Genomic DNA, 24,364 nt, shown 5'->3' with positions numbered 1-24,364 from the left:
CGATGATCGACGTTCTTTATTTCGCATGGGTCCGGGAACGGATCGGGGTGCCACGGGAACAGGTGGACACCACCGCCGCGACCGTGGCCGATCTGGTGGAAGAGTTGAAGGCCCGCGAACCCCGCTACGAGGCGGCCTTTGCCGACTTGCGGGCGCTGCGCGTGGCGCTTGATCAGGAACTGTCGGATTTCGATGCCAGCCTGGCCGGCGTGCGCGAGGTCGCGTTCTTTCCGCCGATGACGGGGGGCTGATGGAAATCCGGGTTCAGGAAGACCGGTTTGATCCGGGGGCGGAACTGAACGCCTTTTCCGCGACTGTGTCCGGGGCCGGAGCCGTTGTCAGCTTTACCGGCGTCGTGCGCGACGTGGACGGCGGGTTGGTCGCGATGGAGATCGAACACTACCCCGGTATGACCACCAAGGCGATTGCCGGGATCGCGGACGAGGCGGCTCGTCGCTGGTCTCTGGCCGACGTGCTGGTGATCCACCGCTACAGCCGTCTGGCGCCCGGTGAGAACATCATGATGGTCGCCACCGCATCGCGTCACCGGGCCGATGCCTTTGCCGCGGCGGAATACCTGATGGACTACCTGAAATCCCGCGCGCCCTTCTGGAAGAAGGAAGTGACCCGCGATGGCGCAGGCTGGGTCGCCGCGCGGGATGAAGACGAAGACGCGCTGACCCGCTGGTAAGTTAGCGGGCCATTTCGCGGCATGGGGCATGCCTGTGGCACCCGGTCAGGTGATCGTTCACCAGCCCGCAGGCCTGCATCCACGCATAAACGATCGTCGGGCCACAAAACCGGAACCCGGCCTTCTTAAGATCCTTCGACATCTTTTCAGACAGTGGCGTGAATGCGGGAACCTCGGACAGGCTGGCCCAGCGGTTCTGGATTGGTGCGCCTTCGACATAGCGCCAGCAAAATTCGGAAAAATCCGGAATCTCCAGATAGGCCCGCGCGTTGGTGATCGTCGCTTCTATTTTGCCCCGGTGCCGGATGATGCCCGGATCCTGCACCAGCCGGGCCACCTCTGGCTCGCCCCACCTGGCGATAACCTCCGGCTTGAACCAGTCAAAAGCCGCGCGGAAATTATCGCGCTTTTTCAGGATCGTGATCCAGCTCAGGCCCGCCTGAAACCCGTCCAGGATCAGTTTTTCCCACAGGGCGCGGGCATCGTATTCCGGCACACCCCATTCTGTGTCGTGGTAGTCGACATAGATCTCGTCCGGCCCGGCCCAGCCGCATCTGTCACTCATTCCCTGTCCTCCTTGGGCACCTTTGGAATCTGTATCCAATTCTACGAAAAACGGGAACCTTTACCCGGCTTTAGGCTTAGTGGCGCGAATGTGTCCGCGAAACGCATTTGCAAGGACACCACCATGCCCGTTCAGCCGATAGAGGCCCCCCGGGATCCGCTGGAATTCGCGGTTGCCGCCCGCGATGGCGATGTCATGTCCATGGTTCGCCGGGCGCTTGATACCCACAACGCCCAATTGGCATTTCAACCGGTCGTGGCGGCGCAGGACACGACCCAGATTGCCTTTTACGAAGGGCTAATCCGGCTGAAGGACGAACGGGGCCGGGTCATCCCGGCCTATCAGTTCATGGGCGACATCGAAGAAACCGAACTGGGCCGCGAAATTGACTGCGCCTCGCTGATGCTCGGGCTGGAGATGCTGCGGGTGAACCCGGCGCTGCGGCTGTCGATCAACATGTCCGCTCGCTCCATGGCGGATGGCAAATGGCGCCGGATTCTTGACCGGGGTTTGCAGAAGAACCCGGCAATCGCCGGGCGGCTGATCCTCGAAATCTCGGAAGAATCGGCCATGCTTCTGCACGAGGTTCTGGTGCGGTTCATGGCCGAGATGCAGCCCCTTGGGGTGGCCTTTGCACTGGATGATTTCGGCGCCGGGCTGATTTCTTTCCGTCATCTGAAGGATTTTTTCTTTGATCTGGTGAAGATCGACCGATGCTTTATCCGCGACATCCACAAGTCCCCTGACTGTCAGGTCATGGCAGAGGCGCTGATCTCGGTCGCCCAGCAGTTCGAAATGTTCGTTGTGGCCGAAGGGGTTGAAAGCACAGAGGAAGTCGCGCTGCTTCAATCGCTCGGGATCGACTGTATGCAGGGATATTTCTTCGGCGTTCCGAAGTTCACGCTTTAGCGACCGGCCTGATCGCAGGCTGCGCCATTCCGTCGCCGCAGGGCGGATATGCACGAAAACATTGCCGCAGTGCGGCATTTCCCCCTATAAGTGCGACAAACGCGGGTTGGAGCCCGCTCTTTTCGTGTAGGGCTCTGTCTCGTTGATCGGTTGCACCGGATTAGGAGAGGAGTCCTTCATGACCAACGTCGTTATCGCATCTGCCGCACGAACTGCCGTGGGCAGCTTTGGCGGATCTTTCGCCAACACCCCGGCCCACGATCTGGGCGCCGCCGTTCTTGAGGCGGTCGTCGAGCGCGCCGGGATCGACAAATCCGAGGTGAGCGAAACGATCCTTGGTCAGGTCTTGACCGCCGCGCAGGGGCAGAACCCGGCCCGTCAGGCCCACGTGAACGCCGGGCTGCCCATCGAGTCCGCCGCCTGGTCGATCAACCAGGTTTGCGGGTCCGGCCTTCGCGCTGTCGCGCTGGGCGCGCAGCACATCATGCTGGGCGATGCCAGCATCGTCGCCGCCGGTGGCCAGGAAAACATGACCCTGTCGCCCCATGCTGCGCATCTGCGCGCCGGGCACAAAATGGGCGACATGAAATACATCGACACGATGATCAAGGATGGTCTGTGGGACGCCTTTAACGGCTATCACATGGGCCAGACCGCCGAAAACGTCGCCGAACGCTGGCAGATTTCGCGCGATATGCAGGATGAATTCGCCGTCGCCTCGCAGAACAAGGCCGAGGCCGCCCAGAAAGCCGGCAAATTCGCCGACGAGATCGCCGCCTTCACGGTCAAGACCCGCAAGGGCGACATCGTGGTGGATCAGGACGAGTACATCCGTCACGGCGCCACCATTGACGCCATGCAGAAACTGCGCCCTGCCTTCGCCAAGGACGGCTCGGTGACCGCCGCCAATGCCTCTGGCCTGAACGACGGCGCCGCCGCGACCCTGCTGATGACCGCCGACGAGGCCGAAAAGCGCGGGATCGAGCCGCTGGCCCGCATCGCCAGCTACGCCACCGCGGGCCTTGACCCGGCGATCATGGGCGTCGGCCCGGTCAACGCCTCGCGCAAGGCGCTGGAAAAGGCCGGTTGGTCCGTGGACGACCTTGATCTTGTCGAAGCCAACGAGGCTTTCGCCGCGCAGGCCTGCGCCGTGAACAAGGAAATGGGCTGGGATCCGGCCATCGTGAACGTGAACGGCGGCGCAATCGCCATCGGCCACCCCATCGGGGCCTCGGGCTGCCGGGTGCTGAACACGCTTCTGTTCGAAATGAAACGCCGTGACGCCAAGAAAGGGATCGCAACCCTTTGCATCGGCGGCGGCATGGGTGTGGCGCTCTGCGTCGAACGTCCCTGACCTTGATCGGGCGGGGCCACGGCCCCGCCCGCCTTGCGGCAATGCAGCGCAATAATGTTGCGCTTGCGAAAAAATCCCCGTAACAACATTACCGACAGAAATTCTATCAGGAGTATTCCCATGTCCCGCGTTGCGCTTGTCACCGGTGGTTCCCGCGGTATCGGTGCCGCCATTTCCAAGGCCCTGAAGGCCGAAGGCTACAACGTCGCCGCCACCTATGCCGGCAATGACGAGGCCGCTGCCCAGTTCACTGCCGAAACCGGCATCAAGACCTACAAGTGGAACGTGGCGGACTATGATGACTCCAAGGCCGGCATCGCCCAGGTCGAGGCCGATCTGGGCCCGATCGACGTTGTCGTCGCCAACGCGGGCATTACCCGCGATGCGCCGTTTCACAAGATGACCCCGGAACAGTGGCATCAGGTGATCGACACCAACCTGACCGGCGTCTTCAACACCGTCCACCCTGTCTGGCCGGGCATGCGCGAGCGCAAGTTTGGCCGTGTCATCGTGATCTCGTCGATCAACGGCCAGAAAGGTCAGTTCGCACAGGTGAACTATGCCGCGACCAAGGCGGGCGATCTGGGAATCGTGAAATCGCTGGCCCAAGAAGGCGCGCGCGCAGGTATCACCGCCAACGCCATCTGCCCCGGCTACATCGCGACCGAAATGGTCATGGCCGTGCCGGAGAAGGTGCGGGAATCGATCATCGGCCAGATCCCTGCCGGGCGTCTGGGCGAGCCCGAGGAAATCGCGCGCTGCGTGGTCTTCCTTGCCTCCGACGATGCCGGGTTCATCAACGGTTCCACCATCTCGGCCAACGGCGCGCAGTTCTTCGTCTAAGGCGATACTCGTCCGCAGTTGCAAATTACGGAACGCCACCTCAGGGTGGCGTTTCATGTTTCAGGCCCGTGCAAAGACAGGATGGCGCGCTGATGGCAGTTCTGAAGTCCACAGATCAGGCGGATAGGATCGACCTTGCCGCACAGATGCAGCGGGTCCGCAACGCGGGTGGTCCTGGCCCCTGGCGGCAATTGCTTCAGATCCTGCGGGCGCGGATCGGGATCCGTGGGTTCAACCTTGTCGATTATTACATCAACGATTTCTGGGCCCACGGCCGCGACCGCAGCTTTCGGCGGGAATATCTGTCGAACGGGTTCAAGACCCGCTACAACCACGCCCTGATCGAGCCGAAAACCGGCGATCAGACGGCCCTGATCGAAGACAAGCTGGCGACCGAGGCCCTGTTCCGGCAAAACGGGCTGCCCGTGGTGGAAACCCGCGCCGTGATCGGCCCGGTTCCGGATGGGATGGAGCTGCGCGCGCTTGCCAGTGTCGAGGAGGTCGCCGACTTCCTGCTCGACCCCCGAAACCTGCCCCTTTTCGCCAAGCCGCGCACCGACAGTTTTGCGCGCGGCGCGGCCTCTATCCTGTCCGCAGACCCGGAAACGGGGGAATTGACGCTGGGTGACGGGACGACCTGCCAGGCCGCGGCGCTGGCGGGGGAAATGCATCAGACAGCCGGCGGCTACCTTCTGCAGACCCTCTATCGCTGCGAGGCGGGAATGCAGAAACACGCGGGCATCGCCACCCCTGCGCCACGCATCTGCACGATCCGCACCAGCGCGGGCGTCCGCCCCTTCTATGCGGTCCTGCGCTTGCCTGCGGCGACGGCGATGCATGACGGCGGGTCAAAGGATGAACGGGCCTGGGCCAGGATCGACGTCGACACCGGAGAGGTGGGCCATCTTTACAAGCTGCTTGACCCGGTTGCGCCGACACGGACCCACTGGTGTGACCCCGACAGAGCCTTGACTGGGACCTGTCTGCCCCATTGGTCCGAGGCGGTGGCCGCCTGCGTCGCCGGGCACGACCTGTTTCCCGCGCATGGTATCCTGGGTTGGGATGTCTTCCTGACCGAAACCGGGGCAGTCCTGAACGAGGTGAATGCAAATCCGGCCCCGATCTACCAACTGGCCGCCCGCCGGGGCCTGCGAAACCCCGAGATGGAAGCAACCTATCAAGATGCCCTGACACTCGCACGAGGGCGGGCAAGAGGCACGGCATGACCTATCTTACGGCGGCTGAAACGGCCGGGAAGTTCGATGCATTGAAAGAGGTGCAACTGGTGATCGCCAACGGCGGTCCATCCGTTTGGGGTCAATTCCGGCAATTGCTGCGCATGGCTTTGTCCCCCAAGAAATTCGAAGCACGGGACTACTATAAATACGCACTGTATCGTCACGCCGGAAATGCGCAGGCCCTTGGGGAATATCTATCCAGTCCGCGCACGCTCGCCTTCAACACCGGCCTGCATCGCGACCCTGACGAGACTGCCCGGAAACTGGTGAATGACAAGCTGGCGACCGAGCTTTTCCTGAGGGAGAAGGGGATACCCACGACGCGAACTCTGGCCCTGTTTTCATTGACGAACTGCCCTGATGGGGTTCTGCACCTCGGTGATCGCCAAGCCTTGCACAGCTACCTGTCGGACCCCGCAAACTACCCCCTGTTCTGCAAACCGCGCGAATCCTCGCATTCGATCGGGGCGGCGCGGCTGGACGGGATCGAGCCCGCGACCGGCAAGGTGACATTCGGCACAGGCGTGGTCGGAGAACTTGACGCCTTGGTCGACGAGATCGTCGGTACTTGGGGCGCGGGATATCTGTTCCAAGAGGTCGCCCGGAACCATCCGGTGATCCAGCGGGTGGTGGGCAACCCTACCGCAACCTTCCGCGTGGTGACCGTTCAGTCCGAAGACGGCCCCCGTCATTTCTATTCCGCGCATAAACTTCCGTCGCCGACGGCGATGTTCGATGCAATTTCGAAAAACAAGCGAGCCATCGGCTCCCTCGACCCCGCGACTGGCCGCTTCGCGGTTGTCCGACACCTGCCCGCCAAGGGAGGCGCCCCGCTGACCCACTGGCGGGACATCCCGGAACCCCTGTCCGAAATTACATTCCCCTTTGTGCAGGAGGGAATCGACCTTGCCATTCGGGCGCATGCCCTGCTGCCACGGCTTGGGATCATCGGTGCCGACGTCTACCTGACCGAGGATGGGCCAATCCTGAACGAACTGAATGGGAACCCGGATCACATCGTCTACCAGACCGTAAACGATCGTGGCATCCTGAACCCGGATATGACCCCCCTCATAGAAGAAACGCGCCGCTATATGCAGGCGCGTTTCGGGAATTCATAGAACCGGGCAGCGCCCGTTTCGGCTGTGATTCAGGAACTCAGCCGTGCGATCTCTTCCTTGAGGTGCAGCTTTTCCTTCTTCATCTTCGCGACTTCGAGGTCGTCGATGCCGGGGCTGCGCTGGGCGGCCTCCACCGCGTCCGACAGGGATTGGTGCTTCTTCTTCAGTTCCTCGATATGCGAGCTTACGGTCATGGCATTCCTCCTGTCTTGCGTTGCGATAAGTTCAGTCGATCACAGTTCCAGCCAACTGTCACGCTGCAAGGCAGCAACAATCTGGCACGCAAGGGTTGCCGGCCATTCCTTGCCAAGCCGTTAATCCCGGATCGGCAATTGACCGGCATTGCGCAGGATGTCTTGCACAGCGGCGCTGTAGTCCTCGCCATCCTTCCTGTGTTCGGGGCCTTCATGCAGGATCAGGGGCGCCGACAGGTGAAAGGCAGCCCGCCCACCCTGACGCGCCTGAAGCAGGAACAGGCCTGGCGCCCGCCCGCTCCGCGCGGCAATCGGGCGCACCACCACCGACCCAAGCCGTGCGGTGACGGCGGTCAGAACCTCGGGGAGGCGTTCGATTCGCTGGATCACAGAAAGATGTCCCCGGGGGGCCAGCCGGCGCGCCCCAACCTCGATCCAATCCGAGAGCGGGGTATCACCGCCAAGCGCGACGTCCCGTCCATCATCATCCGCCCGCGTGCTGGCCTGCCTGTCGAAATATGGGGGGTTCATCATCACGTGATCGAACCGCTGCTGGCGCAGGTCCGGGGGCAGGGCGCGCAGGTCCGCCTCGACCACGGTCAGGCTTGCGCCATTCTCGGCCCCGTTGCGTCGGGCAAGATCGGCATAGAAAGGCTGCACCTCGACCCCGGTCAGGGTCAGCCCCGACACCCGCGCCGACAGGCACAGGCTTGCCGCCCCTGCGCCGCATCCCAGTTCCAGAACCGACTGACCGGGGTGTGCGGGGATACTTGCGGCCAGAAGGACCGGATCAACGCCCGCGCGATACCCTTTGCGGGGTTGCCACAGCCGGACCTTTCCCCCAAGGAAATCATCCTGCGTCAACGCGGGGTCGGTCATAGCCCAAGGTCGATTTGATTGTCCGTCATCACCGCCCGCGCCATGAACAGATCCGCATCGCGAACCATGATCCGGCGCGGCAATATGCCAAGGCTTCCATCAAGGACGCTCATGTTTACGTCGAATTCGAAGCAGTCTATACCCTCTCCGTCCAGAAGAGCCTTGGCGAAGGCGATGACCGTCGGGTCCGTTGTGCGCAGAAGTTCCTTCATGGACAAAGACCTAAGGCGCACCCCCGCCTTTGTCCATCCAGATGACGGAGCCGTGCATGAGCCTTGATGTTGCCGCCACCAAGCCCCACGAGAGGCTTGCAGCCGCCCTTTCGGCGGAAATGGATGCGGTCAATGTCATGATCCGCGAGCGGATGGCATCCGAACACGCCCCGCGCATCCCCGAGGTGACCGCCCATCTGGTCGAGGCCGGGGGGAAGCGTCTGCGGCCCATGCTGACCCTCGCCGCCGCCAAGATGTGCGGCTATGACGGACCGTTCCACATTCATCTGGCCGCCACGGTCGAGTTCATCCACACCGCCACGCTGCTGCATGACGATGTGGTGGATGAAAGCGCCCAGCGGCGCGGCCGGCCAACGGCGAACCTACTGTGGGACAACACCTCTTCGGTTCTGGTGGGGGACTACCTGTTCGCCCGGTCGTTCCTCCTGATGGTCGAAACCGGGTCGATGCGGGTTCTGGAAATCCTTGCCGGGGCCTCTGCCACGATTGCCGAGGGCGAGGTGCTGCAGCTGACCGCCGCCCGTGATCTGCGCACGACCGAGGAAACCTATCTCAAGGTGGTGCGGGGCAAGACCGCGGCGCTGTTTTCCGCCGCGACCGAGGTGGGCGGTGTCATCGCGGGTGCGCCCGAGACCCATGTGCGCGCGCTTTATGACTATGGCGATGCGCTGGGCGTCGCGTTCCAGATGGTCGACGACCTGTTGGACTACGGCGGGACAAGTGCCACCGGCAAGAACATCGGCGACGACTTCCGCGAACGGAAACTGACCCTGCCGGTGATCAAGGCCGTGGCCAAGGCCGACGCCGAGGAACGGGCCTTCTGGCAGCGCACGATCGAGAAGGGCAAACAGGAAGAGGGCGATCTTGAAACCGCCCTGTCACTTCTGGCCCGTCACAACGCGCTGGATGACGTGCGGGACGAGGCCCTGCGCTGGATCGCCCACGCCAAGGCACAGTTGCAGCTTCTGCCGGAACACGACATCCGCGACATGCTGTCGGACCTTGCAGATTACGTCGTGGCGCGGATCAGCTAAGCACCGGGGCGGGCACCACCCACCAGCTCATTTCCTGAACCTGGATCGCGCGGGCCACCTGGCGGGCCGCGCCCATATCCTTGACCAGCGCAACGCAGGTCGCGCCAGACCCGCTCATCCCTGCCCATTTCACGGCAGACATCCGGCGCAGCTTGGCCAGGGCGGTTTCAACCTCGGGCGCGATCTTGATCGCGGGGGGCTGCAGGTCGTTGCGTTGCCGGGACAACCACGCGCAGAAGGTTTCGAAATCCGCGCCCTCGGGCATCGGTTCCATCGGGGCGTTCTGCTTGTTCGGCAGGGCGGCAAAGACCTGTCCGGTGGGCACTTCGACACGGGGGTTGACCAGAACCATGGCGCAGCGCGGCAGGCGCGGGGCCGGGCGCACGACCTCTCCAATCCCCTGCATGATGGCGGGGGCCGGGGCATGGGTGCAAACCGGCACATCAGCGCCAAGGGTCAGAACCTCGGGCGCGTCAGGCGGAAAGGGGGGGACGTTCCAGACCTCGGGCAGCATCCGCAAAACAGCCGCCGCATCGGCCGACGCGCTGCCCAGACCTGCGGCATGCGGCAGATGCTTGTCCAGCGTGATCTGCGCCCCAAGGGTCACGCCCCGGACAAAGCCCAAAAGCGCGGCGGCCTGAAGGGCAAGGTTTTTTTCGTTCGTCGGAACGCCCGGCGCAAAGGGACCACCCACCGACAGCGACAGACCTTCGGGCGCGACATTGACGGAAATGACGTCGGCCAATTCGGTGAACACCACAAGGCTGTCCAACAGGTGATAGCCATCGGCCCGCTGCCCGGTGACATGCAGGGTCAGGTTGACCTTCGCATATGCGGGGCCCTTAACGGTCGTCACGGGAAACTGACAGGGGCGCGGCCCCTTCTTCCTCCAACACGACGTCCAGCCCAACCTCCAGCTTGCGACGGATACGTTCCGCCTCTGCCTCATCGGGGTCGAACGACAGGGCGCGGCGCCATTGGAACCGGGCTTCGATCTCGCGCCCGACGGCCCAAAGGACATCGCCCAGATGGTCGTTGATCACCGGGTCCAGCGGCTCCAGCGCGGCGGCCTGTTCCATGTGGACGATGGAATCGTCGTATCGGCCCAGCCGGTAGAGAACCCAGCCAAGGCTGTCCACGATGGCGCCGTTGTCGGGCTGTGCTTCGACGGCCTGTTCGATCATCGACAGGGCCTCGTCCAGCTTGATGTGCTTCTCGACCAGCGAATAGCCAAGGTAGTTCAGGACCGACGGATGGCCGGGGTTCAGCGCCAGCGCCGCGCGGAAATCGGCCTCGGCCTCGTCCCAGCGGTCCATGCGTTCAAAGGTGATCGCGCGGGTATAAAGGACGAACCAACGGGCCGGGTCGGTGTCGGCCTGAAGGTCGAGGGCCCGGGTATAGGCATCGTTCGCGGCGGCATAGTCCAGTGTCTGGCGCAGGAAGTCGCCCAGGGTCGCATGGACAAGGGCGACCTCGCCGTGACTGCGGGTGAGGGCCTGAAGGACCTCAATCGCGGCATCCACCTTGCCGGCACTGCGCAGCGCATCGGCGCGCCCCATCTCGGCCGCGAAAAACGCCGGATCCTGCGGGCTGACCCGGGAAAACGCCTCGTTGGCCAGTTCGTGCCGGCCCAGCCGGTCCAGCAGCCTGCCGGTCAGGATCAGCGCCTCTGCATGATCCGGGCGCAGCAATTCGGCCGCCCGGGTGTAAAGCAGCAGAAAGCTTTCGTCGGCTTCTTCGACAAAGGCACTGGCTACGGTAAAGAACACCTCGGCCACGCCGTCCTGCGGGGTCCGGACGAACCCGTAGGGAACAGGTTCGCCAGCCGCCAGACGGGCCCGCAGGGCGGACACTGTCGGTTCCGGATCACGGCCAAAGGTCGCGTCCAGCATGGCCACGGCATCGGGGTTGCGGCCCAGCTGGCTCAACACCTCGGCATGGGCCAGCGCAGACCGTTTGGTGCGCTGCATCCCTTCGGTCGGCGGCATCGAAAATATCGCGTCAGCCCCTTCGAAATCCCCAACCGAGGCCAGCGCAAGCGCCTTGTGGTAAAGACCGAAGGCGATCAGGCCCTGCGTATCCGCCACCTCGTCGAAACTGTCAAAGGCGCGGCTGACCTTGCCTTCTCCAAGGAAGGCCCAGCCCTGAATCAGCCCATCGACCAGCGGCCCGATGGATTGCCCGGCTTCAAGCTGGCCGAACACGCCTTCCCAATCTTCGTCCCGGACAAGCGCGGTCATCACCGCGACGCGGGCATAGGCGCTTTCGTATCCAAGTTCATTCATCCGCCGCGCGGCGGGCAGGGCGCCGTCCAGATCGCCAAGGGCCATCCGTGCGTTGACCAGACTGTCCAGCAGGCCGGGGTTGTCCGGGTCTCCGCGAAGGCTCTGTTCGAAATAACGGGCGGCGGCGGCGAAATCGCGGTCCATCCCGGCCTGCCGCGCCGCAAGGTAGGATCCCGCGTCCGCTTCGGCCTGAAGGGCAAGCGGCGAAACGACGGCGGCGAGGGAGGCAGCGAGGAGAAGCGTCCGGGCGGTCTTGAGGGGCAAGGGGAGGTCCTTCGGAGGGGGCGGGGCACTGTTCCCCCAATACCTAGTCCGCCCGCCGGGGCGCTGCAATCGCAGGTGGCCGAAAAGGGCGGTTTCCCGCACATGAAACGGGGCCCCGCAGGGCCCCGATCCGGTCTGGTCTACATGTTGGGGTAATTCGGCCCGTCGCCACCCTGCGGAACCGTCCAGGTGATGTTCTGGCTGGGGTCCTTGATATCGCAGGTCTTGCAGTGAACGCAGTTCTGGAAGTTGATGACAAACTTGTCATCCACAACTTCGTAGACCCCGGCAGGGCAGTAGCGCTGCGCCGGTTCCGCGAATTTCGGCATGTTGACCGACATCGGGATGCTGTCATCGGCCAGACGCAGGTGGGCGGGCTGGCTTTCCTCGTGGTTGGTCATCGAGAAGCTGACGTTGGTCAGACGGTCGAAGGACAGCGTGCCGTCGGGCTTGGGATAGTCGATCGGCTTGTGCTTGCTGGCTTCTTCGGTCGCGGCAGCGTCCGATTTGCCATGCTTCAGCGTGCCCAGCAGCGACAGGCCGAACAGGTTGTTCGTCCACATGTCGAACCCACCGATCCCCAGCGACGCAACCAGCCCGTATTTGGACCACAGCGGTTTGACGTTGCGCACCTTCTTGAGGTCCTTGCCGACGGGGCCGGACTTCAGCGCGGTATCGTATTCGGTCAGCGTATCGCTGGCGCGGCCCGCCTTGATCGCGGCATGGGCGGCCTCTGCGGCGTGGATGCCCGAAAACATGGCGTTGTGGTTGCCCTTGATCCGCGGCACGTTCACCAGCCCAGCGGAGCAGCCCAGAAGACAGCCGCCGGGGAAGGCGGTCTGCGGGATCGACTGGAACCCGCCTTCGGAAATCGCGCGGGCGCCATAGGCGACGCGCTTGCCGCCTTTCAGCAGCTCGGCGACCATCGGGTGATGCTTGAACCGCTGGAATTCCATGTAGGGGAACAGGTACGGGTTCTTGTAGTTCAGGTGAACCACGAAGCCGACGTAAACCTGGTTGTTGTCGAGGTGGTAGATGAACGACCCGCCCCCGGCATTGCTGCCAAGCGGCCAGCCCATGGTGTGGGTCACGGTGCCTTCGCGGTGCTTGGCGGGGTCGATTTCCCAGATTTCCTTCATCCCGACGCCGAATTTCTGCACGTCCGAATTCTTGGCCAGATCGTATTTCGCGATCACTTCCTTGGACAACGACCCGCGCACGCCCTCCGACAGGAACACATATTTGCCGTGCAGTTCCATGCCCGGTTCATAGTGCGGGCCGGGGGTGCCATCGGCGTTCTTGCCAAACTCGCCCGCGACAACGCCCTTCACCTCGCCATTGTCGCCGAAAACCAGTTCGGAACAGGACATGCCGGGGAAAATCTCGACACCCATTTCCTCGGCCTGTTCGGCCATCCAGCGGCAGACATTGCCCATCGACACGATGTAGTTGCCGTGGTTGTTCATCAGGGGCGGCATCGCAAAGTTGGGCAGACGCATCTGGCCTGCTTCGCCGAGGACGTAGAAGTTGTCTTCTTTCACCGGAACGGTGATCGGCGCACCCTTTTCCTTCCAATCGGGGATCAGCGCATTCAGGCCCGACGGGTCCAGAACGGCACCCGACAGGATGTGCGCGCCAACTTCAGAGCCCTTCTCAAGAACCACGACATTCAGGTCCGCGTCCAACTGCTTGAGCCGGATTGCCGCGCTCAGACCCGCCGGGCCTGCGCCGACGATGACGACGTCGTATTCCATTGCTTCGCGTTCGATCTCGGCCATGGCCTTTCCCTTTGTTGATGGTCTGGGGCGGTCCCCCGAAACTTTCTTTCGTGACGGGTTACAGCACCTGTATTTCAAGGGCAATCACGACACGACGTTAAATGTCTCTGCCGCGACCTTGTGACTGGCTTGCACGGGTCACCGGGTTTTTCCGGGTCGGTGGGGGCAAAGGCCGCCCATCACCCTTGACTTTGATCCCGCCCGGCGGGTTATGAACGCCAGATTGCATCACAACGGTTCATTCGAAACGGGAAGGCGACATGGAAAAGATTCCGCTGACGCGCGCAGGCTACGACAAGCTCGACGCAGAGCTGAAGCAGCTCAAGTCGGTCGAACGGCCGGCGATCATCAAGGCTATCGCCGAAGCCCGCGAACATGGCGACCTGTCCGAGAATGCCGAATACCATTCCGCCAAGGAAAAGCAGTCGTTCATCGAAGGCCGTATCAAGGAACTCGAAGGCGTCATTTCGCTGGCGGATGTGATCGACCCGACCAAACTGTCGGGCACGGTGAAATTCGGGGCCACCGTGCAGCTGGTCGACGAAGACACCGACGAGGAACGCACCTTCCAGATCGTTGGCGAATACGAGGCCGATATCGAGGCGGGCAAGCTGAACATCAAATCGCCTTTGGCCCGCGCGCTGATCGGCAAGGATGTCGGCGACAGCGTCGAAGTGCGGACCCCCGGCGGCGAGAAGAGTTACGAAATCCTTCAGATTTCCTATAACTAGTTTGAATGACCCGGCCCGAGGGGACCCATGGCAGCGCGCGATGACAAGGCTGAAAGCGATCTGACCGCCGCAACCCGGCCCGAAGAACCGCGCTTTACCGGCACCGAGGTGATCGCCTTGGTGCTGAGCCTTGGCTGGCTTGCCGCGGCCGGGGCGTTCTTCATGTTCGTGCCATCGGAGCCGGTCGAAGGGGGCAGCGCCGGCTTTGACAGCCTGCGCTTTGTCATGACCCTTATGGCGGTCTTTCTACCCGTCGCAATGATCTGGGTTGCGGCGGCCGCAGCCCGGTCCGCCCGGATCGTGCGCGAGGAATCGCGCCGCCTTCAGGTTGCCATCGACGCGATGCGCAAAACCTATGTGGCCGACCGACAGGCGCGCGGCAGCGCGGTTCCTTCACAAAGCTCGGTCGAGCGGAAACTGAACGAAATTGCCCGCTCTGCCCAAAAGACGGAATCGGCGCTGGCCACATTTGCCACCAGCCGCACCGCCGTGGCGCGGCCCCCGGCAAACCCGCCCAGCCCGCCGACCGCTGCGGCCGACGACCAGCCGACCCTTGCGCTGGGCACCCCGGTCGAGGATTCGATCCCGCCCATCGACCGGTCGGTCCTGATCCGGGCGTTGAATTTCCCCGACACAGACAAGGACGAAGAAGGCTTTGCCGCGCTGCGCCGTGCCCTGCGCGACCGCAAGGCCAAGCTTCTGATTCAGGCGGCTCAGGACATCCTGACCCTGCTGAGCCATGATGGCATCTACATGGACGACATGCGCCCCGACCGCGCCCGGCCCGAGGTCTGGCGTCGCTTTGCCAAGGGCGAGCGGGGCCGGTCCGTCGCCGCGATGGGCGGCATCCGCGACCGGTCGTCGCTTGCGCTGACCGCCGGGCGGATGCGTGAAGACACGATCTTTCGGGATGCTGCACACCATTTCCTGCGCAAGTTCGACCAGATGCTGGTGGAATTCGAAACCGATGCCACGGACGAGGAAATCGACGATCTGGCAAAGACCCGGACTGCCCGGGCCTTCATGCTGCTGGGCCGTGTGACAGGCGCCTTCGACTAGGGCCCCGAGACGGGCCAGACCATCGTCGTGGCCCCGCGAAATCCGAACACATGGCGCAGCGCCCCGGTTCCGGTCCAGCCGATGTCACGGAACCCCAGACGATCATACAGCGCCCGCGCCCCGTCGTTCCCGTCCGCGACTTCAAGGCGCAGTTCATGGTATCCGCGACGGCCCGCCTCTTGCCGCATGGCGCGCAAAAGCGCGGTGCCCACGCCGCGCCCCCGCATATGTGGCGCGACGATCAGCCCGTCGATCAGAAAGCGTTCGTTTTCGATGTCGGATTGAAGCCGCCAGATCAGCGCCACGCGCAGCGCCGCCCCGGCCATCCCATAGACCGCAACAAAATCCCGGAATGACCCGCCGACAAAGGCACCTTTGGGCGATTTGAACCCGATCACGCCCAGAAGATCCCCGTCAGGGCCAATGGCGCACAGGGCATGATCCGGGTCCAACACCCGCGAGATAAACCCGGTTGCCCGCTGATCAGGGCCCATGACCCGCCCCAGCTTGTCCCGGAAGGCGGCCCAGTACAGCGCCGCAGCCTGAGCGCGAAACTCGTCCGGCAGCCCGTGCCGGATTGCAAAGGAAAAGGGGCCGTCTGTCATGCTCGTAGTTTGCCGCCTCTTGCCCGGATTGCCAATGCCAGCGGACGCGGATACGGGTTGGCCGAGGCATGTTTGGGGGGCGAATGACTACGCGCAAGGCATTCTGGCAAGGTGTTGGCCGATCCCTGCCATTTCTTCTGGTCGTCGCGCCGTTCTCGACCCTGTTCGGGGTGGTCGCCACGGATGCGGGGCTGTCACTGGCGCAAGCGATGGGCTTTTCTGTCCTTGTGATCGCGGGGGCGTCGCAATTCGCCGCCCTGCAAATGATGGTCGACAATGCGCCGGTGGCGATGGTTCTTCTCGCCTCGCTTGCCGTAAACCTGCGGATGGCAATGTATTCGGCCTCGCTTGCCCCTTACCTGGGCAAGGCGCCGCTGTGGCAACGGGCTTTGGTCGCCTACCTCAATTTCGACCAAAGCTATGCGGTGGGGGTAGCGCGATACGAAGACGATCCCGATATGCCCGTTCCCGCGCGGGTGGCGTTTTTCGTCGGCATTGCCCTGCCCATTGCGACCCTTTGGTGCATCATGTCTTTGGCGGGCATCCTACTGGGCGCAGCGATCCCCGCGTCCTTCGGGCTGGATTTCGCGCTGCCGATCGCCTTTCTGGCCCTGATCGCGCCGATGCTGCGGACGGTGGCGCATCTTGTGGCTGCGTTGGTGTCGATCGTGGCGGCGCTGCTCCTGGCCGGGTTGCCATCGGGCGTGGGGCTGTTGATCGCGGCCGGGCTGGCCATGTGCGCCGGGGCTGGTTTTGAAACATGGATGGAAAGGCGGGCCGCATGACCTATTCCGACGCGTCCGTCTGGGGGATCATCGCAGCGCTGGCGCTGGGGACCTACCTGATCCGGTTTTCCTTCCTCGGATTGATCGGTGACCGGCCGCTGCCGCCGGTTGTCCTGCGCATGTTGCGCTATACGCCCGTGGCTGTGTTGCCGGGAATGGTCGCACCCCTGGTGCTGTGGCCCGCGGCGACCGATGGACAGACCGACCCGGTGCGCCTGATGGCGGCACTGGTGACATTCGGGGTCGGGTATTGGCGCAAGAACGTGCTGCTGGCGATGCTTGCCGGCGCGCTTGTCCTGTCCGTGGGGTTGTCGCTTACTGCGCCCCGGTAAGGGCCGCGTTGATGGCCTGCGCGGCTTCGGTCCGGTCGTCGCTGTCGGTTTCGCGGTATTCGCGGGTACGGACGCCAGGATATTGGCCGAACTGGTCGGCCAGATTGTTCGGGAATAGGGTCACGCGGATGTCCGAAAACCCCGGCAGCCCCTTCATGATCTGGCTGGTGGCGCGGGTGCAGTTGGCCTTTGGCACCGCACCATAGGTCAGAACCGCCCGCAGCGCGGCCTCTGCCACCTCGGGGGTGACGTCCAGTTCCTGAATGACGGTGTAGTAGGTCACGCGGGAATGGTAGGAGATGTAGAACCGCTCCACCATGGGTGTGATCCCGAACAGCACGTCGTTTCGTTCAGGAATGGAATCGCTTTTGAAGGTGCCGGCGGGATCCCAAAGAACCCGCTGGCTTGCGTTGATCATCAGGGCGGTATGGGCGCCGTTATCCGATCCGGTGTTCTTCATCGTGATCAGCGTCAGGCGCGGCGGCCCGTCATGGCGATAGGCCTTGGCCGATACGATTTCGTCCGGGGCCCAGACCTTCTCGGCACCGCAGGCGGCAAGGAACAGGGGCAAACCTGCGATGAATGCGCGTCGTTTCATGGCAGCCCCCTTTTCCCGATCCTATCAGGCGTTGATCAGCGCCAGAAGAACCACAGCCACAAGGATCACGATGACCGTGCGAACGGTGAACGTGATGAAGCCGTTAAAGGTCTTTTCCTGAACGGTGATGTCCATGCTGCCGTGCTTGTGTTCGGCCATTTCTTTAATCCTTCGCAAGACGAGTTGTTTTGGGGTGAATAGACGATTCAGACGAGCCTGTCACGCCCGGCTGACGGGTCAGCCTGTCGCATCCGGCCCGTCTTCCAGATCACGCGCAAGGCGGAACCCGATCCGGTTGGGTTCCTGCTGCTCCTCCTCCGCCGGAAGCGCCATCAACATGACGTTGAGCTGAGACACATGCTGCACAAGCTGGGTTTTCATCCCGTCGTCGGTGCTGCCGTAGAAGGTCAGGATATCCGGGTCGAAATAGCCCATCCCTTCGATCCGGATAACCCCGGCCTCGCCCCCGGTGAACCCCATCGCCACCTCCTGATCCGCGTCCAGCTGCTTCTCGAAGTTCTGGATATAGAGGATCAGCCGTTCATAGGCCCATTGGGCCGGGCTTTTCGCCTCGACCGGGGCCTGCATGGTGTTGGGCAGATCATCGGTGCAGGCGGGTTTCTTGTCGGGATCGGTATGCACCTCGTGAACCCGTGGCAGGATGGCGTTCTCGACCGCCTCGGCCGAGGTTTCGATGGACAGGGTTGTTCGTTTCGGATCGGTCATCATCGCTCCCTGGCGGTTTGGGGCATCCAATACCCTATGATCTGTCCTGTCCAGTCAGGGGGCACCGCTCACCGGAATGTCAGTCGGACGCCGCCTGCCAAAGATAGGCCCCGTCGTCCGACAGCCACCGGCGCGCGCGTCCGGTCTGGTGCAGGTGGTTCAGGTGGGCCACGGATTCGACAAGGGCCAGACCGTATTCGCCGCCGCCGATTTCGCGCTTGAACAGGGGCAGGAAACAGTCGCCGCCCCGGCGGGGTTCGGCAAGGTGCCGTTCCAGCCGGTCAAGCGCCCCGTGATGGTTGTCGATCAACTGGCGCATCCGTGTCGGCAGGCCGGTAAAGGGCAATTTGTGCCCACCCATGACCAACTGTCGTTCAGTCGCAAAGGCGGACAGCCGTTCGCAGGCTTCCAGCCATTCGGCGACAGGGTCGGCCTCGGGTTCGGTGGGATAGACGCCAAGGTTGGGGCTGATCGACGGCAGGATCTGGTCGCCCCCGATGACAAGATCGCCCTCGGCGCTCCAGAATGTTGCATGCTCCGGCGCGTGGCCGTTCCCCATGCGGATCACCCAGTCGCGGCCGCCCATTCGGATCGTTCCACCCTCTTGCAGGCGGGTGTAGCCCAAGGGCAGCGGATGCACGCAGTCGGCAAAGTTGAAGGGACGTTCGGACTGCCGCTTTTCCAGAACCTCGGCGGCCATGCCCGACCGGCGATAGAAGTCGACCGTTTCCGGCGGGTAGGCGGGTTGTTCGTCCAGCGTCAGCATCCGTGCCATCAGCCAGCCGGTGCGCGGCATGACCAGTTCCGCGCCCCGCGCCACGAACCAACCGGCAAGTCCGACATGATCGGGGTGGTGATGGGTGACAACGACACGGGCCACGGGCTTTCCCGATAGGGGGCCGGACAGGGCCGCGTCCCAGATCGCGCGGCTCTTGCGGCTGTCAAACCCAGTGTCGATCACGGCCCAGCTGTCGCCATCGTCCAGCGCATAGACATTCACATGGTCCAGCACCATCGGCAGCGGAAGGCGCAGCCACAGGACGCCTTCGGCCACTTCAACCACCGTTCCATGGTCCGGCGGTGTGTCGAAGGGATAGCGGATGCCCGCGCCCGACATCAGGCCGACAGGTCGTCGGGGGTGATTGCCATGAGGTCCGCCGCACCTTCGCGCACATGCGCCAGAAGCCCCGCATGTTCTGGCAGCAACCGGCGAATGTAGAAGGTGGCAAGCCGGTCCCGCGCCCCGCCCGGTTCGGCCATGGCAGCGGTCAGGTGGTAGTGTCCGCCCAGAACCCGCGCGAAGGCACGAAGGTAGGGCACCGACCCGGCCAGCCGGTCCCCCATATCCTGTTCCACCAGCCATTCGGTCGTTTCACGCAGGGATTCGGTGGACTGCCAGACCGCTTCGGCGAGGGCGCCGTGGGTGGTGCGGGCGGCTTCCGCTCCGGCCTCGATCTCGTCCAGAAGGCGGCTTGCGGCCTCGCCTCCATCCATCATCTTGCGACCCACAAGGTCGATCGACTGGATGCCGTTCGTGCCTTCGTAAATCGCGGTCACGCGCGCGTCGCGCAGGTATTGGGCGGCGCCGGTCTCCTCGATGAAGCCCATGCCACCATGAACCTGAATACCCATACTGGCGACCTCGCAGCCGATATCGGTGCCGAAGGCCTTGGAAATCGGGGTCAGCAGGGCGGCGCGGGCGGTCCAGCTTGGGTCGCCCGTGGCATGGGCCATGTCGATCGCAACCGCATTGGCCAGCGCGATAGAGCGGGCAGTGAAGATCTCGGCCTTCATGGTGGCCAGCATCCGACGCACGTCGGGGTGTTCGATAATGGCGCCGGTGCCGCCGACGCGGCCCTGCTTGCGGTCCAGCGCATAGGCCAGCGCATGCTGATAGGCACCTTCGGCCGCCCCGATCCCCTGGGTGCCGACGCCCAGCCGTGCGTTGTTCATCATGGTGAACATCGCGGCCATGCCCGCATGGGGTTCGCCCACCAGCCAGCCGGTCGCGCCGGAATATTCCATCACCGCGGTCGGCGACCCGTGCAGGCCCATCTTGTGTTCAAGGCTGACCACGCGCAGGGAGTTGCGCTCGCCCGGGTTGCCCTCTGCATCGGGGATCAGTTTTGGCACCATGAACAGGCTGATCCCCTTGGTGCCGGGTACCCCGTCGGGCAGGCGGGCGAGGACAAGGTGGCAGACGTTTTCCGAAAAATCGTTGTCCGCCCAGCTGATGAAAATCTTCTGACCGGAGATGGCATAGGTGCCGTCGCCGTTCGGCTCTGCCTTGGTGCGCAGCGCGCCCACGTCCGACCCGGCTTGCGGCTCGGTCAGGTTCATCGTGCCGCACCACTCGCCCGAAATCATCTTCGGCAGATATAGCGCCTTGATCTCGTCACTGGCGTGGTTTTCCAGCGCTTCGATCTGCCCCTGGCTCATCAACGGGTTCAGTTGCAGGGCAAGGCAGGCGCCCGACATCATGTCGTTGACCGCCGTGGTCAGGGCCATGGGCAGGCCCATGCCGCCGTGATCCGGGCTGGCGGCCATGCCGATCCAGCCGCCTTCGGCGATGGCGCGATAGCCTTCCGCAAAACCGGGCGAGGTGCGCACAACCCCGTTTTCCAGAACCGCGCCCTGCTGGTCCCCATTGCGTTGCAGCGGGGCCAGAACCTCGTCGCACATGCGGCCTGCCTCGGTCAGAATCGCATCGGCCATGTCTTCCCCGGCCTCGGCAAACCGGTCGGTCGCGGTGACCTGCCCGTATCCGGCAACATGGTTCAGGATAAAGCGAAAGTCGTCGATCGGTGAACGGAACGGCATGGCGGTAATGTCCTGCGAATGGTTGCAAGTCTCTGGTGTGGAAACGGCTTTGAAGGTAACAACCCGGCCTGAGCCCGCAACAGGAACGCCACGTCATGACTTTGAAAGCAACCGAACATCTTGCCGCGGACGCGGCCGGGTTGGCGCGGGCGGCGGCGCTGCTTGGGGCGGGTGGGCTTGTCTCCTTTCCGACCGAAACAGTCTACGGGCTGGGGGCGGATGCGCGGGATGATCGCGCGGTCGCCGGGATCTACGCCGCCAAGGGGCGGCCCAGTTTCAACCCGCTGATCGTGCATGTGCCGGATCTCGACGCCGCCGAACGCTTTGTCATTTTCAACCGCGAGGCGCGGATGCTGGCGCAGGCCTTCTGGCCGGGCGCCCTGACCATCGTTCTGCCGGTGTGGGACAGTGCGGGCATCTCGAAACTGGTGACGGCGGGCCTTGATACCCTTGCGATCCGGGTGCCGGATCATCCGGTGGCTCAGGGGGTGCTGCGGGCCTTTGGCGGGCCGGTCGCGGCCCCCTCTGCCAACCCCTCGGGCCGGGTCAGCCCGACCACGGCGGCCCATGTCCTGTCCGGCCTGTCCGGGCGGATCGACGCGGTGGTCGATGGCGGGGCCTGCGCCGTTGGGGTCGAAAGCACCATCGTCGATTGCACTGGGTCGCCGCGCCTGTTGCGGGCGGGCGGTTTGCCGTCCGAGGCGATTGAGGCCTGCCTTGGCAAACCGCTGGAGGCCGGGCCGATCAGTGAGGATCTCGCGCCCAAGGCGCCGGGAATGCTCACCTCGCATTATGCCCCGCAGGGCGCTGTCCGACTGAACGCGACGGTGGCGGAGCAGGGCGAGGTCATGCTGGGTTTCGGACCCGTCGCCGGCGACCTGAGCCTGTCCGAAAGCGGCGATCTGACCGAAGCCGCCGCGCGGCTGTTCGAGTGCCTGCATCGGCTGGATGAAATGGGGGCAGAACGGATTGCCGTCGCGCCGATCCCGGACCACGGGCTGGGACGGGCGATCAACGACCGGCTGAAACGGGCGGCGGCGCCGCGCCCGGCCTAACCCATATTGTTGCGCTCGATATATGTGCGCAATTCCTCGGCCTCGTGCCGCGCGTCCCGCAGACCATCCATAGCCGCACGCAATTCAGCCTCGGTCTGGGTCAGTTGGTTGGTGATCTCCGCCTCGCGTTGTTGCAGGTAGATGATCGCCTGATCGCGGGTTTCCTCGGCCTCGTGCAGGGACTGGGCCATCCGGTCCAGCTCGCCGATCTCGGCCTTTGTGACGCGGGTAAACCGGTTCACCAGCCAGCTGGCAAACCAACCAAGGCAGAAGGCCACGAATAGGATGATGGCCATCGCAAAGATCGTTTCGGCTCTGTTCACGTCCCGTCGTCCCTTGTGTTATTCCGCCGTGCTTTCCGCATCTTGCGGGGCGTCTTCGCTGGTTTCCTCGGCTGGCGCGTCTTCCGCCGCTTCCAGCGCGGTCTGTACTTCCGGGGTCGGCTCTGGCTGAAGCAGGCGGAATTCGATCCGCCGGTTCGCCTCGCGGCCCTCTTCGGTTTCATTATCCGCAATCGGGTCCGCTTCGCCATAGCCATTGGCCACAAAGCCGCCCGTCGGCACGCGGCGCGCGCGCAGGGCGGACAGGACCGCCTCGGCCCGGTTCTTGGACAGGGCAAGGTTCATTTCCTCGCGGCCCTGGCTGTCGGTATAGCCTGCGATCTCCATCGGGATGTCCAGACAGGCGCGCAGCACCTCTGCAATATCGTCGATAACCGGCTGGGTATCGGCGGTCAGCGAATCCGATCCCGGATCAAACAGGATCTTCCGTTCCGCCGTCACGATGCCGATCTGGGCGATACATTCTTCCGGGGTTGGCAAGGCGGCAATGGGGTCCAGCGCCTCGACATAGGTGACATCGACACTGAATTGCGCGGCTTCGCCCAGTTTCTCGATCAGCAGGCGGGACACTTCGGCGCTTGCATCCGGGTCGCCGGTATTGCCCCGCAGGGTCAGGTTGTCTTGGGACACCACGACCGATCCATTCGACAGGTAAGATAGCCCTTCGATGCCGGCCAGCACCCGAAGGGCCCAACCACGCGGCAGCCCATCGGTGACAAGCGTTCCCATGCGCACCGCGTTCCGGCCAAACCGGGCCTGGGCATAGTTTTCGACGGTCTGGTTCATCAGGTCGTCGGAAATCTTGCCCCGCAGCTGCACAAGGCCCTCGGGGCTAAGCGTCGCGACGAATTCTGTCGGTCCCTGCTCGCTTGCCTCGGGGGCGACGGGAAGGGTCGCATCAAGCGCGAAAAGATCGGGCAGATTGTTGTCGAGCGCACCAACCACGCTGTCGAACAGGGATTGCTCTGTGCCTTCCAGCGCCACCAGCGCAATATCCGCGTCCGAAATTGTCACTGTGCCGCCACCCAATTCTGCAACCGCGGCGATGGACAGGGACACCGCGTCGGACCATGTGGCCGACGGCACCCCAAGCGCCAGCGTGCAGTTGACGCGCCCCTCAAGCCCAGCGGCGGTTGCGGCTGCGATGATCTTGTCGCGGGCCTCTTCGGTGTCGGCGGTGCAACTGGCAAAGCGGGCACCGTTCGGGTCAAGGGTAAAGCGGGTGATATAGGGGGAAATCACCGGGCGCGGCGCAGTGATCTGCAGGGCAAGCCGGACGCCTTCGGGCCGTTCGCGGCTTAGACGGGCCTCCAGCAGACGCTTCTGATCGGCGCTGTCGGAAATCGCGGTAATCTCGACCCGGCCCGCCGCAACAGAGATCTTCGACCGCGGAAGCTGCGCCAATGCGTCGACCGCATAGTTCAGCGCCGGCCGCCAGTTTTCCGGCATCGGATAATCGGCGCTTTCCAGAAGATCGGTGACAGGCTGGCCATCGGCGATCCGGGTGATCCGGGCTGACAGGGCGGCGCGGTCCGTCGCGGCGGGGATCAGGCCGATCAGCGAAACGCCACTGTCATTACGCAGGATTTCGATCGCGAAGGAAGGCGGCGCCAGCCCTTCGGGATCGGTCACATGCATATTGTCGATAACGCGGCTGGCATCGACGATCCGGCCGGAAATGGTCATGGCGCGGAACCGGGCGGCCTCGCTCGGGGCCTCGCCCTCAAGGATGATCTGCAACCCGTCGGCAATGACCGTGGGCCATTCCTGCCCCTCGTCCAGAAGCGCCTCTTGCACGGCAACCGTCGATCGCTGTTCCAGAACCGTCACCGAAACACGTGCAGCGCCCCAGGTAATGAGGGCAGCCGCGACAAAGACGGCGATACGAAGGAACAGGGCGGACAGGCGCATACGGACCAGCTTC

The 24,364-nt window shown here is 63.7% G+C and carries 28 protein-coding genes; 13 read left to right on the top strand and 15 right to left on the bottom strand.

The annotated features are described in order from the left end of the window. The first annotated feature begins 2 nt into the window (after positions 1-2). On the top strand, positions 3-251 hold the full coding sequence (moaD, locus tag EU803_RS14715) for a molybdopterin converting factor subunit 1 (RefSeq protein ID WP_165352845.1): 249 nt from the start codon (positions 3-5) through the stop codon (positions 249-251). Further along, positions 251-691, top strand: a complete 441-nt coding sequence (locus EU803_RS14710; RefSeq protein ID WP_129684172.1) for a molybdenum cofactor biosynthesis protein MoaE — start codon at positions 251-253, stop codon at positions 689-691. Before moaD ends, EU803_RS14710 begins: the two co-directional genes overlap by 1 nt. Position 692: 1 nt before the next feature. On the opposite strand, the gene EU803_RS14705 is transcribed toward EU803_RS14710, so the two are convergent. Further along, positions 693-1,256 carry a DNA-3-methyladenine glycosylase I gene (locus EU803_RS14705; protein ID WP_129684170.1) on the bottom strand — a complete coding sequence of 188 codons (564 nt, stop codon included), beginning with the start codon at positions 1,254-1,256 and terminating at the stop codon, positions 693-695. A 123-nt stretch (positions 1,257-1,379) separates the two neighbouring features. Between EU803_RS14705 and EU803_RS14700 the strand changes: the two genes are divergently transcribed. From EU803_RS14700 to EU803_RS14680, 5 genes are all read left to right on the top strand, one after another. After that, positions 1,380-2,165, top strand: coding sequence for an EAL domain-containing protein (locus EU803_RS14700; protein WP_129684168.1), 786 nt, complete (start codon positions 1,380-1,382; stop codon positions 2,163-2,165). Positions 2,166-2,343: 178 nt separating this feature from the next. Then, positions 2,344-3,519 carry an acetyl-CoA C-acetyltransferase gene (locus EU803_RS14695; RefSeq protein ID WP_129684166.1) on the top strand — a complete coding sequence of 392 codons (1,176 nt, stop codon included), beginning with the start codon at positions 2,344-2,346 and terminating at the stop codon, positions 3,517-3,519. A 120-nt stretch (positions 3,520-3,639) separates the two neighbouring features. Continuing rightward, a complete protein-coding gene (phbB, locus tag EU803_RS14690) occupies positions 3,640-4,362 on the top strand; it encodes an acetoacetyl-CoA reductase (RefSeq protein WP_129684164.1) in 723 nt (240 codons plus the stop codon). A 92-nt stretch (positions 4,363-4,454) separates the two neighbouring features. After that, entirely contained in the window at positions 4,455-5,588 is a 1,134-nt protein-coding gene (locus EU803_RS14685) for a sugar-transfer associated ATP-grasp domain-containing protein (RefSeq protein ID WP_129684162.1), read from the top strand. Further along, positions 5,585-6,721: a sugar-transfer associated ATP-grasp domain-containing protein gene (locus EU803_RS14680; protein ID WP_129684160.1), complete on the top strand. Its 1,137-nt coding sequence runs from the start codon at positions 5,585-5,587 to the stop codon at positions 6,719-6,721. The genes EU803_RS14685 and EU803_RS14680 overlap by 4 nt, the downstream gene beginning before the upstream one ends. A gap of 29 nt (positions 6,722-6,750) precedes the next feature. Here the strand turns inward: EU803_RS14680 and EU803_RS14675 are convergent, their stop codons facing one another. From EU803_RS14675 to EU803_RS14665, 3 genes are all read right to left on the bottom strand, one after another. Continuing rightward, positions 6,751-6,915, bottom strand: a complete 165-nt coding sequence (locus tag EU803_RS14675) for a YdcH family protein (protein ID WP_129684159.1) — start codon at positions 6,913-6,915, stop codon at positions 6,751-6,753. 120 nt (positions 6,916-7,035) lie between these two features. Beyond that, positions 7,036-7,794: a methyltransferase gene (locus EU803_RS14670; RefSeq protein ID WP_129684157.1), complete on the bottom strand. Its 759-nt coding sequence runs from the start codon at positions 7,792-7,794 to the stop codon at positions 7,036-7,038. After that, a complete protein-coding gene (locus EU803_RS14665; RefSeq protein ID WP_129684155.1) occupies positions 7,791-8,006 on the bottom strand; it encodes a DUF2007 domain-containing protein in 216 nt (71 codons plus the stop codon). The genes EU803_RS14670 and EU803_RS14665 overlap by 4 nt, the downstream gene beginning before the upstream one ends. A gap of 56 nt (positions 8,007-8,062) precedes the next feature. Between EU803_RS14665 and EU803_RS14660 the strand changes: the two genes are divergently transcribed. Further along, complete coding sequence (locus EU803_RS14660; RefSeq protein ID WP_129684153.1) at positions 8,063-9,061, top strand: polyprenyl synthetase family protein; 999 nt, start codon at positions 8,063-8,065, stop codon at positions 9,059-9,061. Here EU803_RS14660 and EU803_RS14655 read toward each other — a convergent pair. The 3 genes from EU803_RS14655 to EU803_RS14645 all read right to left on the bottom strand — a co-directional run bounded on the left by EU803_RS14655 (position 9,054) and on the right by EU803_RS14645 (position 13,388). Further along, the gene (locus EU803_RS14655; RefSeq protein ID WP_129684151.1) at positions 9,054-9,917 is read right to left on the bottom strand and encodes a 4-(cytidine 5'-diphospho)-2-C-methyl-D-erythritol kinase; all 864 of its coding nucleotides are present in this window, start codon (positions 9,915-9,917) and stop codon (positions 9,054-9,056) included. The genes EU803_RS14660 and EU803_RS14655 overlap by 8 nt on opposite strands. Beyond that, a complete protein-coding gene (locus EU803_RS14650) occupies positions 9,904-11,610 on the bottom strand; it encodes a tetratricopeptide repeat protein (protein WP_129684149.1) in 1,707 nt (568 codons plus the stop codon). Before EU803_RS14650 ends, EU803_RS14655 begins: the two co-directional genes overlap by 14 nt. Before the next feature lie 140 nt (positions 11,611-11,750). After that, positions 11,751-13,388 carry an electron transfer flavoprotein-ubiquinone oxidoreductase gene (locus tag EU803_RS14645; protein ID WP_129684147.1) on the bottom strand — a complete coding sequence of 546 codons (1,638 nt, stop codon included), beginning with the start codon at positions 13,386-13,388 and terminating at the stop codon, positions 11,751-11,753. 260 nt (positions 13,389-13,648) lie between these two features. Here EU803_RS14645 and greA point away from each other — a divergent pair, with 260 nt between their 5' ends. Continuing rightward, entirely contained in the window at positions 13,649-14,119 is a 471-nt protein-coding gene (gene greA, locus EU803_RS14640; protein WP_129684145.1) for a transcription elongation factor GreA, read from the top strand. Between the two features lie 27 nt (positions 14,120-14,146). Further along, a complete protein-coding gene (locus EU803_RS14635; protein ID WP_129684143.1) occupies positions 14,147-15,178 on the top strand; it encodes a hypothetical protein in 1,032 nt (343 codons plus the stop codon). On the opposite strand, the gene EU803_RS14630 is transcribed toward EU803_RS14635, so the two are convergent. Continuing rightward, positions 15,175-15,783 carry a GNAT family N-acetyltransferase gene (locus EU803_RS14630; RefSeq protein ID WP_129684141.1) on the bottom strand — a complete coding sequence of 203 codons (609 nt, stop codon included), beginning with the start codon at positions 15,781-15,783 and terminating at the stop codon, positions 15,175-15,177. The genes EU803_RS14635 and EU803_RS14630 overlap by 4 nt on opposite strands. A gap of 83 nt (positions 15,784-15,866) precedes the next feature. On the opposite strand from EU803_RS14630, the gene EU803_RS14625 reads away from it, so the two are divergent. Both EU803_RS14625 and EU803_RS14620 read left to right on the top strand, forming a co-directional pair. Beyond that, entirely contained in the window at positions 15,867-16,568 is a 702-nt protein-coding gene (locus EU803_RS14625; protein ID WP_129684139.1) for an AzlC family ABC transporter permease, read from the top strand. Beyond that, on the top strand, positions 16,565-16,900 hold the full coding sequence (locus EU803_RS14620) for an AzlD domain-containing protein (protein WP_129684137.1): 336 nt from the start codon (positions 16,565-16,567) through the stop codon (positions 16,898-16,900). The genes EU803_RS14625 and EU803_RS14620 overlap by 4 nt, the downstream gene beginning before the upstream one ends. On the opposite strand, the gene EU803_RS14615 is transcribed toward EU803_RS14620, so the two are convergent. The 5 genes from EU803_RS14615 to EU803_RS14595 all read right to left on the bottom strand — a co-directional run bounded on the left by EU803_RS14615 (position 16,884) and on the right by EU803_RS14595 (position 21,044). Next, positions 16,884-17,498, bottom strand: a complete 615-nt coding sequence (locus tag EU803_RS14615; RefSeq protein WP_129684135.1) for a hypothetical protein — start codon at positions 17,496-17,498, stop codon at positions 16,884-16,886. The two genes, EU803_RS14620 and EU803_RS14615, sit on opposite strands and share 17 nt — an antisense overlap. A 24-nt stretch (positions 17,499-17,522) precedes the next feature. Further along, positions 17,523-17,657: an aa3-type cytochrome c oxidase subunit IV gene (locus EU803_RS14610; protein ID WP_129684133.1), complete on the bottom strand. Its 135-nt coding sequence runs from the start codon at positions 17,655-17,657 to the stop codon at positions 17,523-17,525. 78 nt (positions 17,658-17,735) lie between these two features. Further along, positions 17,736-18,224, bottom strand: coding sequence for a DUF6173 family protein (locus EU803_RS14605; protein ID WP_129684131.1), 489 nt, complete (start codon positions 18,222-18,224; stop codon positions 17,736-17,738). A 79-nt stretch (positions 18,225-18,303) separates the two neighbouring features. Beyond that, positions 18,304-19,341: an MBL fold metallo-hydrolase gene (locus EU803_RS14600; protein WP_129684129.1), complete on the bottom strand. Its 1,038-nt coding sequence runs from the start codon at positions 19,339-19,341 to the stop codon at positions 18,304-18,306. Then, complete coding sequence (locus EU803_RS14595) at positions 19,341-21,044, bottom strand: acyl-CoA dehydrogenase (protein ID WP_129684127.1); 1,704 nt, start codon at positions 21,042-21,044, stop codon at positions 19,341-19,343. The genes EU803_RS14600 and EU803_RS14595 overlap by 1 nt, the downstream gene beginning before the upstream one ends. A gap of 95 nt (positions 21,045-21,139) precedes the next feature. On the opposite strand from EU803_RS14595, the gene EU803_RS14590 reads away from it, so the two are divergent. Further along, positions 21,140-22,099: an L-threonylcarbamoyladenylate synthase gene (locus EU803_RS14590; RefSeq protein ID WP_129684125.1), complete on the top strand. Its 960-nt coding sequence runs from the start codon at positions 21,140-21,142 to the stop codon at positions 22,097-22,099. Here EU803_RS14590 and EU803_RS14585 read toward each other — a convergent pair. After that, complete coding sequence (locus EU803_RS14585; protein WP_129684123.1) at positions 22,096-22,422, bottom strand: hypothetical protein; 327 nt, start codon at positions 22,420-22,422, stop codon at positions 22,096-22,098. The two genes, EU803_RS14590 and EU803_RS14585, sit on opposite strands and share 4 nt — an antisense overlap. An 18-nt stretch (positions 22,423-22,440) precedes the next feature. Next, a complete protein-coding gene (locus EU803_RS14580; protein ID WP_129684232.1) occupies positions 22,441-24,351 on the bottom strand; it encodes an OmpA family protein in 1,911 nt (636 codons plus the stop codon). Between the last annotated feature and the right edge of the window lie 13 nt (positions 24,352-24,364).

It is taken from the genome of Loktanella sp. IMCC34160 (assembly GCF_004145845.1).
Classification (GTDB): domain Bacteria; phylum Pseudomonadota; class Alphaproteobacteria; order Rhodobacterales; family Rhodobacteraceae; genus SELP01.
Note: the sequence above shows the minus strand (reverse complement) of the source record. Positions and strands in the feature narration are given on the sequence as shown.

Excerpts from the sequence above, each read along its gene's own strand:
- moaD (WP_165352845.1), top strand. The coding sequence starts at position 3 with ATGATCGACGTTCTTTATTTCGCATGGGTCCGGGAACGGATCGGGGTG.
- EU803_RS14710 (WP_129684172.1), top strand. The coding sequence starts at position 251 with ATGGAAATCCGGGTTCAGGAAGACCGGTTTGATCCGGGGGCGGAACTG.
- EU803_RS14705 (WP_129684170.1), bottom strand. The coding sequence starts at position 1,256 with ATGAGTGACAGATGCGGCTGGGCCGGGCCGGACGAGATCTATGTCGAC.
- EU803_RS14700 (WP_129684168.1), top strand. The coding sequence starts at position 1,380 with ATGCCCGTTCAGCCGATAGAGGCCCCCCGGGATCCGCTGGAATTCGCG.
- EU803_RS14695 (WP_129684166.1), top strand. The coding sequence starts at position 2,344 with ATGACCAACGTCGTTATCGCATCTGCCGCACGAACTGCCGTGGGCAGC.
- phbB (WP_129684164.1), top strand. The coding sequence starts at position 3,640 with ATGTCCCGCGTTGCGCTTGTCACCGGTGGTTCCCGCGGTATCGGTGCC.
- EU803_RS14685 (WP_129684162.1), top strand. The coding sequence starts at position 4,455 with ATGGCAGTTCTGAAGTCCACAGATCAGGCGGATAGGATCGACCTTGCC.
- EU803_RS14680 (WP_129684160.1), top strand. The coding sequence starts at position 5,585 with ATGACCTATCTTACGGCGGCTGAAACGGCCGGGAAGTTCGATGCATTG.
- EU803_RS14675 (WP_129684159.1), bottom strand. The coding sequence starts at position 6,915 with ATGACCGTAAGCTCGCATATCGAGGAACTGAAGAAGAAGCACCAATCC.
- EU803_RS14670 (WP_129684157.1), bottom strand. The coding sequence starts at position 7,794 with ATGACCGACCCCGCGTTGACGCAGGATGATTTCCTTGGGGGAAAGGTC.
- EU803_RS14665 (WP_129684155.1), bottom strand. The coding sequence starts at position 8,006 with ATGAAGGAACTTCTGCGCACAACGGACCCGACGGTCATCGCCTTCGCC.
- EU803_RS14660 (WP_129684153.1), top strand. The coding sequence starts at position 8,063 with ATGAGCCTTGATGTTGCCGCCACCAAGCCCCACGAGAGGCTTGCAGCC.
- EU803_RS14645 (WP_129684147.1), bottom strand. The coding sequence starts at position 13,388 with ATGGCCGAGATCGAACGCGAAGCAATGGAATACGACGTCGTCATCGTC.
- greA (WP_129684145.1), top strand. The coding sequence starts at position 13,649 with ATGGAAAAGATTCCGCTGACGCGCGCAGGCTACGACAAGCTCGACGCA.
- EU803_RS14635 (WP_129684143.1), top strand. The coding sequence starts at position 14,147 with ATGGCAGCGCGCGATGACAAGGCTGAAAGCGATCTGACCGCCGCAACC.
- EU803_RS14630 (WP_129684141.1), bottom strand. The coding sequence starts at position 15,783 with ATGACAGACGGCCCCTTTTCCTTTGCAATCCGGCACGGGCTGCCGGAC.
- EU803_RS14625 (WP_129684139.1), top strand. The coding sequence starts at position 15,867 with ATGACTACGCGCAAGGCATTCTGGCAAGGTGTTGGCCGATCCCTGCCA.
- EU803_RS14620 (WP_129684137.1), top strand. The coding sequence starts at position 16,565 with ATGACCTATTCCGACGCGTCCGTCTGGGGGATCATCGCAGCGCTGGCG.
- EU803_RS14615 (WP_129684135.1), bottom strand. The coding sequence starts at position 17,498 with ATGAAACGACGCGCATTCATCGCAGGTTTGCCCCTGTTCCTTGCCGCC.
- EU803_RS14610 (WP_129684133.1), bottom strand. The coding sequence starts at position 17,657 with ATGGCCGAACACAAGCACGGCAGCATGGACATCACCGTTCAGGAAAAG.
- EU803_RS14605 (WP_129684131.1), bottom strand. The coding sequence starts at position 18,224 with ATGACCGATCCGAAACGAACAACCCTGTCCATCGAAACCTCGGCCGAG.
- EU803_RS14600 (WP_129684129.1), bottom strand. The coding sequence starts at position 19,341 with ATGTCGGGCGCGGGCATCCGCTATCCCTTCGACACACCGCCGGACCAT.
- EU803_RS14595 (WP_129684127.1), bottom strand. The coding sequence starts at position 21,044 with ATGCCGTTCCGTTCACCGATCGACGACTTTCGCTTTATCCTGAACCAT.
- EU803_RS14590 (WP_129684125.1), top strand. The coding sequence starts at position 21,140 with ATGACTTTGAAAGCAACCGAACATCTTGCCGCGGACGCGGCCGGGTTG.
- EU803_RS14580 (WP_129684232.1), bottom strand. The coding sequence starts at position 24,351 with ATGCGCCTGTCCGCCCTGTTCCTTCGTATCGCCGTCTTTGTCGCGGCT.